At 55.9% G+C, this 14974-nt stretch carries 14 protein-coding genes; 6 read left to right on the forward strand and 8 right to left on the reverse strand.

The genetic code is table 11. The features are described from left to right. Window positions 1-119: 119 nt before the first annotated feature. On the reverse strand, window positions 120-881 hold the full coding sequence (gene udp / locus H7R76_RS22515) for a uridine phosphorylase (protein WP_182929684.1): 762 nt from the start codon (window positions 879-881) through the stop codon (window positions 120-122). A gap of 238 nt (window positions 882-1119) precedes the next feature. On the opposite strand from udp, the gene H7R76_RS22520 reads away from it, so the two are divergent. Then, the gene (locus tag H7R76_RS22520; RefSeq protein WP_106929888.1) at window positions 1120-1932 is read left to right on the forward strand and encodes a dienelactone hydrolase family protein; all 813 of its coding nucleotides are present in this window, start codon (window positions 1120-1122) and stop codon (window positions 1930-1932) included. Between the two features lie 42 nt (window positions 1933-1974). Here the strand turns inward: H7R76_RS22520 and metE are convergent, their stop codons facing one another. Further along, window positions 1975-4236 carry a 5-methyltetrahydropteroyltriglutamate--homocysteine S-methyltransferase gene (gene metE / locus H7R76_RS22525; protein WP_182968071.1) on the reverse strand — a complete coding sequence of 754 codons (2262 nt, stop codon included), beginning with the start codon at window positions 4234-4236 and terminating at the stop codon, window positions 1975-1977. A gap of 117 nt (window positions 4237-4353) precedes the next feature. Between metE and metR the strand changes: the two genes are divergently transcribed. Then, window positions 4354-5307: an HTH-type transcriptional regulator MetR gene (gene metR, locus H7R76_RS22530; RefSeq protein ID WP_182966539.1), complete on the forward strand. Its 954-nt coding sequence runs from the start codon at window positions 4354-4356 to the stop codon at window positions 5305-5307. On the opposite strand, the gene H7R76_RS22535 is transcribed toward metR, so the two are convergent. The 3 genes from H7R76_RS22535 to pldB form a co-directional block, all read right to left on the reverse strand. After that, window positions 5195-6094, reverse strand: a complete 900-nt coding sequence (locus H7R76_RS22535; protein ID WP_106929884.1) for a carboxylate/amino acid/amine transporter — start codon at window positions 6092-6094, stop codon at window positions 5195-5197. The two genes, metR and H7R76_RS22535, sit on opposite strands and share 113 nt — an antisense overlap. 85 nt (window positions 6095-6179) lie before the next feature. Beyond that, a complete protein-coding gene (yigL, locus tag H7R76_RS22540) occupies window positions 6180-6980 on the reverse strand; it encodes a sugar/pyridoxal phosphate phosphatase YigL (RefSeq protein ID WP_106929882.1) in 801 nt (266 codons plus the stop codon). A gap of 41 nt (window positions 6981-7021) precedes the next feature. Beyond that, window positions 7022-8014 (reverse strand): lysophospholipase L2, encoded by a 993-nt coding sequence (gene pldB / locus H7R76_RS22545; protein WP_106929880.1) that lies wholly within the window; start codon window positions 8012-8014, stop codon window positions 7022-7024. Window positions 8015-8123: 109 nt separating this feature from the next. Here pldB and rhtB point away from each other — a divergent pair, with 109 nt between their 5' ends. Together rhtB and H7R76_RS22555 are read left to right on the forward strand one after the other, a co-directional pair. Next, a complete protein-coding gene (rhtB, locus tag H7R76_RS22550; protein ID WP_182966541.1) occupies window positions 8124-8744 on the forward strand; it encodes a homoserine/homoserine lactone efflux protein in 621 nt (206 codons plus the stop codon). 155 nt (window positions 8745-8899) lie between these two features. Further along, the gene (locus H7R76_RS22555; RefSeq protein ID WP_182929686.1) at window positions 8900-9796 is read left to right on the forward strand and encodes an Rpn family recombination-promoting nuclease/putative transposase; all 897 of its coding nucleotides are present in this window, start codon (window positions 8900-8902) and stop codon (window positions 9794-9796) included. A gap of 47 nt (window positions 9797-9843) precedes the next feature. On the opposite strand, the gene rhtC is transcribed toward H7R76_RS22555, so the two are convergent. From rhtC to pldA, 3 genes are all read right to left on the reverse strand, one after another. Then, the gene (gene rhtC, locus H7R76_RS22560; RefSeq protein WP_182929687.1) at window positions 9844-10467 is read right to left on the reverse strand and encodes a threonine export protein RhtC; all 624 of its coding nucleotides are present in this window, start codon (window positions 10465-10467) and stop codon (window positions 9844-9846) included. 81 nt (window positions 10468-10548) lie between these two features. Further along, window positions 10549-12378, reverse strand: coding sequence for an ATP-dependent DNA helicase RecQ (gene recQ, locus H7R76_RS22565; protein WP_182966544.1), 1830 nt, complete (start codon window positions 12376-12378; stop codon window positions 10549-10551). Window positions 12379-12496: 118 nt separating this feature from the next. After that, window positions 12497-13363, reverse strand: coding sequence for a phospholipase A (gene pldA / locus H7R76_RS22570; protein WP_106929872.1), 867 nt, complete (start codon window positions 13361-13363; stop codon window positions 12497-12499). A gap of 160 nt (window positions 13364-13523) precedes the next feature. Between pldA and yigI the strand changes: the two genes are divergently transcribed. Both yigI and rarD read left to right on the forward strand, forming a co-directional pair. Beyond that, entirely contained in the window at window positions 13524-13991 is a 468-nt protein-coding gene (gene yigI, locus H7R76_RS22575; RefSeq protein WP_106929870.1) for an acyl-CoA thioesterase YigI, read from the forward strand. A gap of 50 nt (window positions 13992-14041) precedes the next feature. After that, window positions 14042-14935, forward strand: coding sequence for an EamA family transporter RarD (gene rarD, locus H7R76_RS22580; RefSeq protein ID WP_182966546.1), 894 nt, complete (start codon window positions 14042-14044; stop codon window positions 14933-14935). Window positions 14936-14974 lie beyond the last annotated feature (39 nt).

Here is a 14974-nt window from a genome sequence, read left to right on the forward strand (position 1 = left end):
ATCTGCAAAAAATAGAATTGTGCTGTATAAACGTCCAGTTTTAAAGCAGTTTCCTGCGAGCGTCCACGCAAAAAGAAAAAGGCCGAACGAGTCGGCCTTTTGTCGGGGGAAAACCAGAATTACAGCAGACGGCGCGCCGCTTCCACCACGATTTTCACCGCGTGGCTTTCGGTCTGCTTCATGGTCTCTGCATTCGGAATTTCCTGCTGGGTGCGGTTGACGATAACGCCCGCCACCATCCCGGCACGCAGACCCTGGCTTGAACACATGGTCAGCAGCGTAGCGGATTCCATTTCGTAGTTCATCACGCCCATTGACTGCCACTCTTCCATGGAGCCTTTGAAGTTTCTTACTACGCGGCCAGAGAAGGTGTCATAGCGCTCCTGGCCAGGATAGAAGGTATCAGAAGACGCCGTTACGCCCACGTGGGTGGTCGCGCCAACGGCTTTTGCGGCTTCAACCAGCGCGGTAGTACAGGCGAAATCGGCAACCGCCGGGTATTCCATCGGCGCAAAGTGCAGGCTTGCACCGTCCAGACGGACCGATGCGGTGGTGACCAGAACGTCACCGACGTTGATATTTGGCTGGATAGCGCCCGTTGTACCGACACGCAGGAAGGTACGAATACCGAGCTGTGCCAGCTCTTCTACGGCGATAGAGGTTGATGGGCCACCGATACCGGTTGAGCACACGATAACCGGCTTGCCGTCGAGTTCAGCACGCCAGGAGGTAAATTCACGATGCGATGCCAGTTTGACCGGCTTTTCCATCAGCGCGGCGATCTTTTCCACACGCTCCGGGTCACCGGGGACGATAGCTAACGTCGCCCCTTGTAGGTCGTTTTTAGTGAGGCCGAGATGAAAAACATCAGACTTGGACATAAAGAACTCCTCTGTGGTTCAGTTTTGTCAGAAGAAGCAAAAATGTACTTTATAGAAGACCATGACTCTTTTTCGTGACTACCATCACTAAGAACTAAAATTATTACATTCAATTCCACTTAATTAGTGATTTACATCACATTAACAAGTTATTGTTAATTCCTGCTGCACAAAAATACGTCGCATTGAGGCACTGTTATTTGGCTATGCGTTTATTTAAAAGGGTACGGAGAATGCCATGACAACCAACAAACAACCTGGATTTGCCCCTGCTGCTTCACCTCATGCCTCAACAACCGTTCATACGCCCGGAGAGGCCATTACGGCGGGTGAAACCTCTATTCCGTCACAGGGCGATATGCTGCCAGCCTATCACGCGCGGCCAAAGCACAGCGATGCGCCGCTACCGGTAATCATCGTAGTGCAGGAGATTTTTGGCGTCCATGAACACATCCGCGATATCTGCCGCCGGCTGGCGCTGGAAGGGTATCTGGCCATCGCCCCGGAGCTCTATTTCCGCGAGGGCGATCCGAATGATTATGATGACATCCCCTCGCTGTTCAGCGGCCTGGTGACCAAAGTTCCCGATGCGCAGGTGCTGGCCGATCTCGACCACGTCGCCAGCTGGGCGGCCCGCAACGGCGGCGATGCCAACCGCCTGGCGATCACCGGCTTCTGCTGGGGCGGGCGCATTACGTGGCTGTACGCCGCGCACAACCCGCAGTTGAAAGCGGCCGTCGCCTGGTACGGTCGTCTGACGGGAGACAAAACGCTGAATAGCCCTAAACATCCGGTCGATATCGCCGTCGATCTCAATGCGCCGGTGCTAGGTCTGTACGGCGGTGAAGATACCGGTATTTCACTCGATTCGGTGGAAACCATGCGTCAGGCGCTGCGGGCAGCAAACGCCAAAGCGGAAATCGTGGTTTATCCAGATGCGGGCCATGCCTTCAACGCTGACTACCGCCCGAGCTATCACGAGGAGTCGGCGAAAGACGGCTGGCAGCGCATGCTGGCGTGGTTCGCACAGTACAACGGCAAGAAAGGCTAACATTTCAGTAAAAAGAAAACGGAGGCAACCGCCTCCGTTTTTTTATCCCTGACGCAAATTCTGCGCCGCCTTCACCATATTTGCCAACGCCGCTCGCGTTTCCGGCCAGCCGCGCGTCTTCAGGCCGCAGTCCGGGTTTACCCACAAGCGCTCCGCCGGAATACGCTGCGCCGCTTTCTTCAACAGCGCTTCAATCCACTCCACGCTCGGGACGTTCGGCGAGTGAATATCGTAGACACCCGGCCCGATCTCGTTTGGATAATCGAACGCCTCAAACGACTCCAGCAGCTCCATGTCGGAACGCGAGGTTTCGATAGTAATCACATCAGCATCAAGCGCGGCAATGGAATCCATAATGTCGTTGAACTCGCAGTAACACATATGGGTGTGGATCTGGGTTTCATCCTTCGCCACTGCGGCGTTGATACGGAAGGCCTCCACGCCCCACGCCAGATAGGCAGCCCAATCACTGCGACGCAGCGGCAGCCCTTCACGCAGCGCCGGTTCATCAATCTGGATAATACCAATCCCCGCCGCCTCGAGATCTGCCACTTCGTCGCGCAGCGCCAGCGCAATTTGTTTGGCGATGGTTTCGCGGGTCACATCTTCGCGTGGGAACGACCAGCAAAGAATGGTCACTGGGCCAGTCAACATCCCTTTTACCGGTTTGTCGGTCAGCGTCTGCGCGTACTTCGCCCACTCCACGGTTATCGGTTCCGGGCGGCTTACGTCGCCAATCACCACTGGCGGCTTCACGCAGCGGGAGCCATAGCTCTGCACCCAGCCATTCTGGGTGAAGACGAAGCCGTCCAGGTGCTCCCCAAAGTACTCCACCATGTCATTACGCTCGGCTTCGCCGTGCACCAGTACGTCGAGGCCCAGACGCTCTTGTTCAATAATCGCCTGCTTAATGTGTTCAGCAATTCCGGTGCGATAGCGGTTTGCATCGAGATTGCCCTTTTTAAAGTCCAGACGCAGGCCGCGTATCTCGGTCGTTTGCGGGAACGAACCAATTGTGGTGGTCGGCCACGCGGGTAAATTAAAGCGCTCACGCTGCGCGGCCGCACGGGTCGGGTACGCACTGGTTCGCTGGCTATCCTGTGCGGTAATTGCCGCCAGCCGTTTTTCAACCGCCGGGTTATGCACGCGGGTCGAGTGACGACGAGCCTGAATCGGCGCGCTCCACTCAACAATACCCGTCGTGTCACCGCTGTTCAGCGCATCACGCAGCAGTGCCAGTTCGCCACATTTTTGCAGGGCGAAGGCAAACCAGCTCTTCACTTCCGCATCCAGTCGGGTTTCCACACTCAGATCGATGGGGCTATGCAACAGCGAGCAAGAAGAGGCAACCCACAGCGCTCGCTTGCCGACGATATCTTTAATTTGCGCGTATTTTTCGCTGAGATCGGCGCGCCAGACGTTACGACCATTGATCAGGCCAGCGGAGAGCAGCCAGTCTGCAGGCAGGCGTTGATGCAGTTCGCCCACATCATCGTTGCCGTGGACAAAGTCGACGTGCAGCCCCTGAACCGGCAGCGCGGCGATGGTGTCCAGGTTCGGCGTGACGCCTTCAAAGTAGGTCGTCAACAGTAGCTTCAGCTGCCCGGCAAGCGCATCGTATGCCGGTTTGAAGGCATTCAGCCACGCCTGCGGCAGCTCCAGCACCAGCGCTGGTTCATCGATTTGCACCCACTCAATACCGCGTTTTGCCAGCTCGGCCAGCACCTGCTGGTAAACCGGCAGAATATCGTTCAGCAGGCTCAGGCGGTTGAATGGCTCGCCCTTTACTTTGCCCAGCCACAGGTAGGTTATCGGCCCCAGCAGCACAGGCTTCACCTTGTGGCCGAGCGCCAGCGCTTCGTCCACTTCATCCAGCAGTTGAGTCCAGGTCAGCTTGAACTGCTGGCCTTTGGTGAATTCCGGCACCATGTAGTGGTAGTTGGTGTTAAACCATTTGGTCATTTCGGCCGCCGCAGCAGGCTCGCCGGTTGGCGCGCGGCCGCGCCCAATGCGGAAGAGCGTATCAATATCAACGGAGCCGTCTTTGTTCTGGTGGCGAGCCGGGACATTGCCCAGCAGCAGGCTGGTCGTCAGTACGTGATCGTACCAGGCAAAATCGCCGACCGGCAGCAGGTCAACGCCCGCCTGTTTTTGCTGCTCCCAGTGACGGGCCCGCAGTTCGCGGCCCACGGTCAGCAGATCTTCACGGGAGGCGTTCCCCGCCCAGTAGCTCTCTTGCGCTTTTTTCAGCTCGCGATGCAGGCCAACGCGAGGAAAACCGAGGGTGTGGTTTTGAATAGTCATCATATGCCTCTCATGGAATTTTCAGTATTTAGCCATCCAGATGTTTACACATCCATAATCGACAGGTACTGTATAATCCTCAAGCGCAAATTGTTCATGCCGAAGTGAAGGACTTTCATGATTGAAATTAAACATCTGAAAACGCTCCAGGCGTTGCGAAACAGCGGATCGCTCGCGGCTGCCGCGGCAACGCTGCATCAGACGCAATCCGCCCTTTCTCACCAGTTCAGCGATCTGGAGCAGCGCCTCGGCTTTCGACTGTTTGTCCGCAAGAGTCAGCCGCTGCGCTTCACGCCGCAGGGCGAGATTCTGTTGCAGCTGGCTAATCAGGTGCTGCCGCAAATCGCGCAGGCGCTGCAGGCCTGCCACGAGCCGCAGCAGGCAACGCTGCGTATTGCTATCGAATGCCACAGCTGTATTCAGTGGCTGACGCCTGCACTTGAGAATTTCCGCAAACAGTGGCCGCAGGTGGAGATGGACTTTAAGTCCGGCGTCACCTTCGACCCGCAGCCAGCGTTACAGCAAAGCGAGCTCGATATTGTCCTGACATCCGATATTCTGCCACGCAGCGGCCTGCACTATTCACCGATGTTTGATTATGAAGTGCGCCTGATTCTCTCACCGGATCACCCTCTGGCGACCAAAGCACGCGTGACGCCGGAAGACCTGGCGGCGGAAACGCTGCTGATTTACCCGGTGCAGCGTCAGCGCCTGGATATCTGGCGTCACTTCCTGCAGCCAGCGGGGATCAGCCCGCAGTTGAAAAGCGTCGATAACACGCTGCTGTTGATTCAGATGGTGGCCGCGCGGATGGGCATTGCCGCCCTGCCGCACTGGGTGGTGGAAAGCTTCGAGCGCCAGGGTCTGGTGGTCACCAAAACCCTGGGTGAAGGGCTGTGGAGCCGGCTATACGCCGCCGTGCGCGACGGCGAACAGCGTCAGCCGGTCGTGGACGCGTTTATTCGCTCAGCGCGGAACCACGCTTGCGATCATCTGCCGTTTGTGAAGAATGCCGAACGATCCAGTGCCGATGCACCCATAGCGAGGCCAGGATCACAGCAGCGCCTGTAAGGAAGGTCGGCCAGTGGGGCTGCTGGTGCCAGATAGCCAGATTCACCAGCAAGCCCGCAGGTACGTGCATATTGTTCATGATGCCGAGGGTGCCTGCATCTACCTGCGTAGCACCGTAGTTCCACATGAAGTAGCCAATTCCCGACGCCACCACGCCAAGAAACACCAGGATGCCCCACTGCGGTAGCGTCTGCGGCATTTTCTGCGCATTGCCAAGCAGCGTCCAGGCCACCACCGCCACCAGAAACGCGCCAAGATAGAACCAGGCAAATGCGTTATGCTGCGGCATCGGGCGGGTTTCCATCAGCCGTTTGTAGCCCACCATACCGATAGCGAAAACGATATTAGAGAGCTGCACCAGCACCAGGCCGGTCCAGAAATGGTGGGTGACATGGTCGTAGCGGATAATCCCCGCGCCAATCACCGCCAGCAGCGCGCTAAAAGCGTAGCTCCAGCGCAGGCGACGACCGCTCATCAGGTCATAAATCAGCGTGATATAGAGCGGCGTTAGCACGGTAAACAGCAGCAGCTCCGATACGGTCAGATACAGGTATGCGCGGAAACTCAGCATATACATAATGCCAAGCTGCATCGCGCCCACCAGCATATACAGCCCCACGGTTTTCAGACTGTGCCCGCGCGTACGCAGGAACGGCAGAAACACCAGCGCCGCCAGCCCCACGCGCACCAGCACCGCAAAGTAGCTATCAACATGCCCGGCAAGATATTCGCCGTAAAAGCTAAACGAGAAAGCCCACAGAATCGTGGTAATAATCAGGAGCGCCACAATGAATGTCCGATTGGAAAATGAACATTCATTGTAGCGGAGATGGAAGTTGACAACTGGCTACAAAACAGACACTCGTCAATAATTAATCGAGATACAGCTTACGCAGATAGTGCGGCACCGCGTCATCGGCATTCGAACCAATGACCTCAAGGTCTGGATGCAGATCTTTCAGACGCTGGTGCGCCCCTTCCATAATGCAGCCTTTACCGGCCATCGACAGCATTTCCGCATCGTTCATACCATCGCCAAACGCGATGCAGTCTTTCAGCGTATAGCCCATCGCTTTTGCAACGGCTTCCAGCGCATGGCCTTTTGAGACACCGCCGGCCATTACTTCCAGACAGGTCAGGGTGGAGAAGCTGACGTTGACGCGGTCGCCCCAGCGAGCGTTGATCGCCTGTTCCAGCGGCAGCAGCGTTTCGTGATCGTTGCAGGTAAAGAAGACCTTGCTCACGCCTTCCGGTTCCAGCATACCCGGCTCATAGAGGGTGTAGTTGAACACCGCTTCTTTGAAAAAACGCATCTCTTCCGGACGATGGCGATTCATAAACCATTCGTCTTCACGATAGACGTTGGTCACGATATCCGGGTTGCCGTGGACGATACCAAACAGATCGGCGGCAATATCGCGATCGAGGTTGTGGGCGAAAACCTGTTTGCCGTCGGCGTCGTGCACGCGCGCGCCGTTGGAGGTGATCATGTAAGATTTGATCCCCAGGTTATCGCGGATTTGCCCGACGTCGATATAGTGACGCCCGGTGGCGAACACAAAGTTCAGACCGCGCTCGGTCAGCAGCTGCAACGTCTCTTTGGCGTACGGCGTTAAGTGGTGGTCAGGGGAGAGTAAGGTGCCATCTAGATCGGACGCGACTACCTGGTACATAAACGAATTTAACCTCTAAAAAGTGCGGCGCTGACGCCGAATTAAGGGTGCCGATGGAAAAAATCGACGATGGCATTGAGCGCGACTGAGCGCATAGTGTCCTTTTCAAAAAGGATCTCATGGTAGGCACCTTCGATCACCAGCGGTTTACCCCCCTCGCAGGGATGGCCCGCTTCGGCGCGAAGTGCGCAATAACGGTCGTGCATACGGTTATCCACAACGCGTTCTTCTTCTGCCTGAATCAGCAGCACCGGGAACGTGTCGTTCACCGCGTTGGCAAGGATTTGCTCCCCGGCCAGAATGCCTTCTCTGACCCAGTGGTACGTCGGCCCGCCTACGCGTAGCCGGGGTTCATCGGCGTAAAAACGCACGTTGCGCCGATAGCGTTCGCGGCTATGGGTCAGCACGTTGAGACCGAACGGCAGCGCATGCCAGCGACCCGTACCCATGGCATACCCTTCCCGAAGACGCTGATGGCCCTCAGCCCAATCGAGAAGCGGCCGTACCACCCATTCCGGCAGACGCATGATAATACCGAACATCGGCGCGCAAAGCGCGACGGCATCACAGCCCTGCGGATAGCGTTGCAAAAACTGCGTTGCAATCGCGCCCCCCATGGAGTGAGCCAGAATAAACCGCTGGCGCCAGCGCCCGGGCAGCACCTCTTGCTGCCAGAAGGCGGCCAGATCGTCGACGTAGTCGCTAAAGTTCGCCACGTGCCCACGATGAGGATCCGAAAGCATACGCCCGGAACGCCCCTGACCGCGATGGTCAATAATCAGTACATCAAAACCGCTGTGGAAGAGATCGTACGCCAGTTCCGCATACTTCACATAGCTTTCAATTCGCCCAGGGCAAACCACGATAACCCGGTCATGCTGGTCCGAACTGAAGCGAACAAATCGTACCGGAACGCAATCGACGCCGCTAAACTCTGCCTCTTCCCGCCCGCGCCAGAAATCCATTAACGGCCCGGTGGTAAACGCAGCGAACGCGTTTTCTCTGGTATTCCAATCCTTTTGCTGTTGAAACATCGGGCTTCCACCCCTGTTAACCGCTGAAAATTGTTTTTTTGTGACGTATAACACAACGTCTGCACATTAGCGTATTGTGGCATAAAAACAGACAATCAGGGAGTTTCTCATGACCTTCGAATGGTGGTTCGCCTACCTGCTAACATCCATAATTCTCAGCCTGTCACCGGGCTCAGGTGCGATCAATACCATGACAACCTCCATCAACCACGGCTACCGCGGCGCAGCGGCGTCAATTGCCGGGCTGCAGACCGGTCTGGCGATTCATATCGTGCTGGTTGGCGTAGGACTGGGGACGCTGTTTTCCCGCTCGGTGCTGGCGTTTGAAGTGCTGAAGTGGGCGGGCGCGGCATACCTGATTTGGCTCGGTATCCAACAGTGGCGGGCAGCGGGCGCTATCGACTTGAAAACGCTGGCGAAAACACAGTCGCGGGGCAAGCTGTTCCAGCGCGCGATATTCGTAAATCTGACTAACCCGAAAAGCATCGTATTTCTTGCCGCGCTGTTCCCGCAGTTTATCGTGCCGCATCAGCCGCAGGTCATGCAGTATCTGGTACTCGGCGTGACCACCATCGTGGTCGATATCATCGTGATGATTGGCTACGCTACGCTGGCGCAGCGTATTTCGGCGTGGATTAAAGGGCCGAAGCAGATGAAAGCGTTGAATAAGGCGTTTGGTTCACTGTTTATGCTGGTAGGGGCGCTGCTGGCGTCGGCACGGCACGCGTGAACGCGGCTCGCAGTTTTTTTGTCACCAGCGTTGCTGGCCGCCAAATTGGTACGAGGCCGCACGCATAGCCGGAAACGGTTTTAAATTTCCGTTATTGACGCGGACACGTCGGTGCCAGAATACCGCCAGACCTTCTAATTCAAGGATGACGGACGATGGCGGAAGCTGCTTCACCGCATGACGCGGTCTTCAAAACCTTCCTGTCCCGCGTGGAAACCGCGCGGGATTTTATCGAGATTCACCTACCGCCGGCGCTAATAAAACGGTGCAAACTGGAGACGCTGCGCTTAGAGTCAGGGAGTTTTATTGAGGACGACCTGCGTCCTTATTACAACGATATTATCTATTCCCTACAAACAATGACCGGGTGCGGCTATATCCATGTTCTTATTGAGCACCAGAGCTCGCCGGACAAACATATGGCTTTCCGCTTGCTACGCTACGCCGTAGCGGCGATGCAGCAGCATCTCAATGCGGGTCATAAGAAACTGCCGCTAGTAATCCCTATTCTGTTCTATCACGGCAAGCGCAGCCCCTACCCCTGGACGCTGAACTGGCTGGATGAATTTCACGATCCGAATGCGGCGCTCCAGCTTTACAGCCATGCTTTTCCGCTCGTCGATATCACCACTATTCCTGATGAAGAAATTATGCAACATCGCAGTATGGCCGCGCTTACGCTGGTACAAAAGCATATCCGTCTCCGTGATATGGCACAGCTAGAGGATAAACTCGCCAAACTGTTCATATCAGGACTGTTGAGCGGACAACAAATAACCATCCTGATAAACTACATGGTACAGGCGGGACAAGCTCGAAACGTTCAGAAATTATTGTATGGGCTGGCACAGCGCGTGCCGGAGCATGGAGATAAATTTATGACCATGGCAGAAGAGTTGAAGCTGATTGGGCGAAAGGAAGGTATTCAGGAAGGTAAATTTGCCGCCATGCAGGATGTTGCGAAAGCAATGCTGGCTAAAGGTCTCGACAATAGCATGATTATGGAAATCACCGGCCTTTCAGCCGATGAACTACAGCAGCTCACTCGCTGAAATAACGCAGCCCACCCGGAAACACGTCGTCGGGTGGGACAACGCGGTTAGCGCGAAATAATCAGGTGAATGCCAAAGCCCGCAAACAGGGTGCCCGCCACGCCGTCAATCCACTTCGCCGCACGCTGATAGCCGCGACGCATTGCGGGCAGTGCGAACAGGCTGGCGACAATCGTGAACCAGGCCAGCGTTTCAATGATAATCAACGCGAAAATCCCCCAACGCGCGCCTGCGCCAACGCTGTCGCCAACGAATAGCGAGAACACCGAGCCAAAGTAGATAATCGCTTTTGGGTTAGCCAGATTGGTCAGCAGCCCCTTCATAAAGCTTCGCCCACCCTGCGCCAGTTCAACCAGCGGTTCAGCTTCCGCCGATACTTTTTCTTTCTTTAACGCCCCGCGCAGCATCTGATAGCCCATCCAGCATAGATACAGGCCGCCACCGACCATAATAATGGTATGCAGCCACGCCATTTTTTCGATAATCAGATGCAGACCGAGCAGCGCCACGCCAGCCCAAACCATCACGCCGCAGGTAATTCCCAGTACGCCCATCATCGCTTCTTTTCGCGAGCGGCTGACGGCTGTTTGGGAAACAAAAAAGAAATCTGGCCCCGGGCTCATCAAGGCAATGATGTGCACCAGCGCGACGGTGAGAAACAGCGTTATCATGATAGACCTACCAAACGGGGCGATACATTCGCGGAAAATAGTACAGTGGGTAACTATCCTGACACTTTTTCCGCCGCCTGACTACTCTTCATCATCGCCGTCGACGTGAGCGCGAATCAGCGCCAGGAACTCCCGACCAAAGCGCTCCAGTTTGCGTGTCCCCACGCCGTTAACGCTCAGCATATCACTCGGTGATATCGGCATCTGTTCGGCCATTTCAATCAGCGTCGCGTCGTTAAAGACCACGTACGGCGGGATGTTTTCTTCATCAGCGATGGCTTTACGTAGCTTACGCAGCTTGGCAAACAGCTGCTTGTCGTAGTTACCGACCGCCGCTTTCTGCATGACGCGCGGCTTCAGCGCCACAATACGCGGCACCGCAAGCTGGAGCGGCGCTTCACCGCGCAGCACCGGGCGTGCCGCATCGGTAAGCTGAAGGGCTGAATGCTGGGCGATATTTTGGGTGACGAAGCCGAGGTGAATCAGCTGACGAATGACGCTGACCCAGTGTTCATGGCTTTTATCACGCCCCATACCGTAGACTTTAAGCTTATCGTGGCCGAACTCGCGGATACGCTGGCTGTTGGCGCCGCGAATCACTTCAACCACATAGCCCATACCAAAGCGCTGGTTAACCCGGCCAATCGTTGACAGAGCAATCTGTGCGTCCTGTACGCCGTCGTACTGTTTCGGCGGGTCGAGACAGATATCGCAGTTGCCGCACGGCTCCTGGCGCCCTTCACCGAAGTAGTTGAGCAACACCAGGCGTCGGCAGGTCTGCGCCTCAGCAAAGGCTCCCATGGCATTAAGCTTATGGCGCTCAATGTCTTGCAGCATGCCCTCGGGTTTTTCTTCCAGGCAACGGCGCAGCCACGCCATATCCGCCGGATCGTAAAACAGCATCGCTTCCGCAGGCAGACCGTCTCGTCCGGCACGGCCGGTCTCCTGGTAGTAGGATTCGATATTGCGTGGAATATCAAAATGCACCACAAACCGCACGTTGGGCTTGTTGATACCCATGCCGAACGCAACGGTCGCCACGACAATTTGCAGATCGTCGCGCTGGAATTTTTCCTGCACGTCGGCACGTACGTCGTTTTCCAGCCCGGCATGATAGGCACCCGCGCTGATACCGCGGCTTTGCAGACGCGCGGCGGTGTCTTCTACCTTCGAGCGGCTGTTGCAGTAGATAATGCCGGACTTACCGCGCTGCTCCTGCACGTAGCGCATCAGTTGATCGAGCGGTTTAAACTTCTCCATCAACATATAGCGAATATTCGGCCGATCAAAGCTGCTGATTTGAATCAGCGGGTCGTTAAGCCCGAGCAGCCGAACGATGTCGCTGCGGGTCGTGTCATCAGCGGTGGCGGTCAACGCCATAAACGGTAGCGCGGGGAAGCGCTGTCGCAGCTGGCCCAGCGCAGCGTATTCCGGGCGGAAATCATGCCCCCATTGGGAGATACAGTGGGCTTCATCCACCGCCAGCATCGACGGATTCCAGTGCGCCAGGTGATCGAGGAAGTTATCCAGCATCAGGCGTTCCGGGGCAATGTAGAGCAGACGAACCTGCCCGTTACGGCAGCCGGCCATCACCTCTTGCTGCTGCTCGCGGGTTTGCGTGGAGTTAATGCACGCCGCCGCTACCCCGTTGGCCAGCAGCTGATCGACCTGATCTTTCATCAGCGAAATCAACGGCGAAACCACCACCGTGAGGCCATCCATTACCAGCGCAGGAATCTGATAACACAGGGATTTACCGCCACCGGTAGGCATCACGACCAGACAGTCGCGCCCGCTCAGTACGGTATCGATGATGGTTTCCTGGCCCGGGCGGAATTGCTGATAGCCAAAGGTCTCCTGCAAAACCTGTTTAGCCAGCGATTCCTGATTTAAAACTTCCGCCTGTGCCACGTTGACCCCATTCACCTGAAAATAAAAACAGGCGCTATTTTCAGCGCCTGCGTGCCAAACTGCAATGTTTTAGACGAATTCCTTCGGCCGTGCTCGCAACAAACCGGCGGATATGCAGTTAAAACAGATCGTTAAGCATCACACCCACGCCCACGCGGGTCTGATTAAAGTTATAGTCGATCAGTGATTCACCGTAGCCGCTATAGACCTGTGTGTACAGGCGCACGTGTTTGCTGATGGGGTAGCTCACGCCCAGCTCCGCGCCGCCGTAGCCGGTGTTCCAGTTATATTGTCCCTGTGCGCTCAGCACCGCATCGCCCAGCTGATAGCCAATTTTCAGCCGGTAGTAGCCCATGTATTTGGTGATATCTGGGTTATCGTCGGTATCGCCAACCACGTACCAGGGCTTCACTTCCACCAGCCAGTTGCCGTTTTGCGCCATCAGACGCGTGTATAGTCGGTTCCAGCTACGCGAGGTAGGATCAGAGCGGCCGTTAGAGTCATGGTTGAAGCCAAACTCGACGTCACGCAGGGTCCAGCCGGCAAAGCGGTAGTCGGTGGCAAAGCCGAGGAAAAGCTGCGGCTCATAGTTGGTTTCGCGAAACGGTGCAGACTCGCCGCTGTTGGAAAGCTGCCACCAGGAGCGCTGGGTATAGGAACCCGCCAGCACCGAGTTATCGCCCAGAATGCCGCGCCACAGCGGGAAGGCCATACTCAGTTGAAACTTCACCTCATCCTTACGTGCGTTTTCAGCCCAGTCGTACGAGCGAATGGCTTCTTTGTTGAGATCGCTGGTCCAGGTGTACAGCAGATAGTTACTTTCATAGGGGTAGAGCGTGAATGGATTTTCATGCTCCTGCAAAAGATTAGCAATAATGCTGCCGCGCACCGCCGGAACATCATGAACTTCTTTAATTGTCGCTTCCTGCGCCAACGCCGAAACAGGCAGCAGCAGCGCCAATAACCCACTCCTTGAGAGTCGCATCAGTCACTTTCCCCTGAGATATATAAAAATAATGAATAATAAAATGACACGCATTCTACCTTTTTACACGGTTCTTGCTCATCAAACCTTTCTGAAAGTAGAAATCAACACCCGAAGGGCATAAAATCAACATTTTATTAACAAACAAAATAAGGTCATTATGTCTGCTGAACTCACCGCCGCCGACGCGCTCAAGCTGGTTGGGGAAATCTTTGTCTACCATATGCCGTTCAATCGCGCTTTGAATCTGGAGCTGGAGGTCTATGAAAAAGCCTTCGCACAGCTGAGCTTTAATAATCAGCCGATGATGGTAGGGAACTGGGCGCAAAGCATTTTGCACGGCGGGGTCATCGCCTCGGCGCTGGACGTCGCCGCCGGTCTGGTGTGCGTAGGCAGTACGTTAACGCGCCACGATACCATCAACGAAGACGAGCTGCGCCAGCGGCTGTCGAAGATGGGCACCATTGACCTGCGGGTCGACTACCTGCGCCCGGGCCGCGGCACGCGCTTTACCGCCAGCAGCACGCTGCTGCGCGCCGGAAACAAAGTGGCGGTTGCCCGCGTCGAGTTGCACAACGAAGAGAAAACGCATATCGCCAGCGCTACGGCGACTTATATGGTGGGATAACCGCCAGAATCGCGTAAAATTGCGCGACTTTTTCGTAATGGATGTTTCACATGGATCCCAAACAGACGCGGCAGGGCGTACTGCTCGCCCTTGCCGCCTATTTTATCTGGGGCATTGCGCCCGCCTATTTTAAGCTGATTTACTATGTCCCTGCCGATGAAATCCTGACGCACCGCGTCATCTGGTCATTTTTCTTTATGGTGGCCTTGATTAGCATCAGCCGTCAGTGGTCACAGGTGAGAACGCTGCTGAAAACGCCCAAAAAGGTCTTTCTGCTGGCGCTCTCTGCGGTGCTGATCGGCGGTAACTGGCTGCTGTTTATCTGGTCAGTTAACAATCATCACATGCTGGAAGCCAGCCTCGGCTACTTCATTAACCCGCTGGTGAATATCCTGCTGGGGATGATTTTCCTCGGCGAGCGCTTCCGCCGTATGCAGTGGCTGGCGGTCATTTTGGCCATCTGCGGCGTACTGGTGCAGCTGTGGACCTTCGGCTCGCTGCCTATTATCGCCCTGGGCCTGGCGTTCAGCTTCGCCTTTTACGGCCTGGTGCGTAAGAAAATCGCCGTCGATGCGCAGACGGGTATGCTGTTTGAAACGCTCTGGCTACTGCCGGTGGCGGCGATTTATCTGTTTGGTATCGCCGACAGCGCAACCAGCCATATGGGCAATAACCCGTGGTCTCTGAACCTGCTGCTGATTGCCGCAGGCGTGGTGACAACCATTCCACTGCTGTGCTTTACCGGCGCCGCAACCCGCCTGCGCCTGTCGACGCTGGGGTTCTTCCAGTACATTGGCCCTACGCTGATGTTCCTGCTGGCGGTCACGTTCTACGGTGAAGTACCGGGGGCGGACAAGATGGTCACCTTCGCGTTTATCTGGGTCGCGCTGGCGATTTTCGTGATGGATGCAATTTATACGCAAAGACGAGGGCGTCAGGGCTAAGACGTTGCCGGATGGCGATGCGCTTATCCGGCACGACAT

Source organism: Klebsiella sp. WP8-S18-ESBL-06, from assembly GCF_014169755.1.
Taxonomy (GTDB): Bacteria; Pseudomonadota; Gammaproteobacteria; order Enterobacterales; family Enterobacteriaceae; genus Kluyvera; species Kluyvera ascorbata_B.

Excerpts from the sequence above, each read along its gene's own strand:
- H7R76_RS22555 (WP_182929686.1), top strand. The coding sequence starts at position 8,900 with ATGGCGGAAGCTGCTTCACCGCATGACGCGGTCTTCAAAACCTTCCTG.
- rarD (WP_182966546.1), top strand. The coding sequence starts at position 14,042 with ATGGATCCCAAACAGACGCGGCAGGGCGTACTGCTCGCCCTTGCCGCC.
- yigI (WP_106929870.1), top strand. The coding sequence starts at position 13,524 with ATGTCTGCTGAACTCACCGCCGCCGACGCGCTCAAGCTGGTTGGGGAA.
- rhtC (WP_182929687.1), bottom strand. The coding sequence starts at position 10,467 with ATGATAACGCTGTTTCTCACCGTCGCGCTGGTGCACATCATTGCCTTG.
- H7R76_RS22520 (WP_106929888.1), top strand. The coding sequence starts at position 1,120 with ATGACAACCAACAAACAACCTGGATTTGCCCCTGCTGCTTCACCTCAT.
- yigL (WP_106929882.1), bottom strand. The coding sequence starts at position 6,980 with ATGTACCAGGTAGTCGCGTCCGATCTAGATGGCACCTTACTCTCCCCT.
- metE (WP_182968071.1), bottom strand. The coding sequence starts at position 4,236 with ATGACTATTCAAAACCACACCCTCGGTTTTCCTCGCGTTGGCCTGCAT.
- metR (WP_182966539.1), top strand. The coding sequence starts at position 4,354 with ATGATTGAAATTAAACATCTGAAAACGCTCCAGGCGTTGCGAAACAGC.
- udp (WP_182929684.1), bottom strand. The coding sequence starts at position 881 with ATGTCCAAGTCTGATGTTTTTCATCTCGGCCTCACTAAAAACGACCTA.
- pldB (WP_106929880.1), bottom strand. The coding sequence starts at position 8,014 with ATGTTTCAACAGCAAAAGGATTGGAATACCAGAGAAAACGCGTTCGCT.
- pldA (WP_106929872.1), bottom strand. The coding sequence starts at position 13,363 with ATGCGACTCTCAAGGAGTGGGTTATTGGCGCTGCTGCTGCCTGTTTCG.
- rhtB (WP_182966541.1), top strand. The coding sequence starts at position 8,124 with ATGACCTTCGAATGGTGGTTCGCCTACCTGCTAACATCCATAATTCTC.